At 24.7% G+C, this 1,176-nt stretch carries 1 protein-coding gene; it reads right to left on the bottom strand.

Translation table 11 applies throughout. From position 1 onward, the window contains the following. Window positions 1-59: 59 nt before the first annotated feature. Window positions 60-1,176, bottom strand: a 1,117-nt coding sequence (locus EZH24_RS12230) for a radical SAM/SPASM domain-containing protein (RefSeq protein ID WP_137999339.1), incomplete at its 5' end; no start/stop codon positions are given.

The raw sequence follows: 1,176 nt of genomic DNA, 5'->3' as shown, positions 1-1,176 counted from the left end.
GTTATAAAGTGGCTAATAATATTTATGATCATTTTCATAAATAGCAGCTATTATAATTTTCATCTTGATACAATTTTCCATATTTTTATTATATCATTTATACTATAATCAAGAAAATCTTTATATCCGCAGAAAGTTTTATCTTTATTATCTATATACATATTTTCTAACATTCTTTTGCATCCTAGTCTGCATATTTGAAAATATCTGCATGAACGGCATAATTTATAATCATCATTATTTATGATATTAGTTTTTTCATTAATAAAATCTTTAGCTTTTTGATTGTAAAAAATATTATCAAAATCTTCATCTGCTATATTGCCTAATTTATAATTATCCAAGCAGTAAAAATCACAAGGAAAAACATCTCCGTTACTTTCTATTATCATCTGATTTGTACATATTCCGTTTATACCGCAGCTCATAGGAGCATATCCACCTCCCAATAATGGTATTATATTATCAAAGAACTGAATGCTGTAATAAATATTATTAAAAAAATCTTCTTTCCATAATGAAAATATTTCTTTATAGAAGTTTGAAAACTCTTTTGGTTTTATAGAATATTCATTATTGCATGAATTTATTTCAGAGAGACATGGTATGAATTGAGTATATTTTATATTTAGTTTTTTAATCTTTTTGTATACATCTTTAGGGTATTTAGAGAGTTCAGAAGTTAATACTGTGAGTATGTTGTATTCTATATTAAAAGCATCAAATAACTTTTTAGTTTCCAATACTTTATTGTATGTGGCATTTCCTATTTTGTCTGTTCTGTATTTATCATGAATATCTTTTATCATATCAAAAGAAAGTCCAACTAAAAAATTATTTTTTTTAAATAACTCACACCATTTATCATCTATTAATACGCCGTTAGTTTGTATGCTGTAATTTATATTAATATTTTTTTTGTTTCTGTTATTAACATAATCTATAAACGAATTAAAATATTCTATTCCTGCAGTAGTGGGCTCTCCTCCTTGAAATGAAAACAATACATTTTTATCAGCATTTTGAAGCACTTTATCTATTATGGCTGTCATTACTTTTTCGGTCATAATACCATTATTTTCTATTTTTCTATTTTGTGCTTCGTCTATATAAAAGCAGTACTTACATTTTATATTGCATAAAGATGATGAGGGTTTGATTAATACAGATACATTA

The organism is Brachyspira catarrhinii (genome assembly GCF_005518285.1).
Classification (GTDB): domain Bacteria; phylum Spirochaetota; class Brachyspiria; order Brachyspirales; family Brachyspiraceae; genus Brachyspira; species Brachyspira catarrhinii.
The sequence above is the reverse complement of the archived record's forward strand: the minus strand, read 5'-3'. Positions and strand labels throughout refer to the sequence as shown.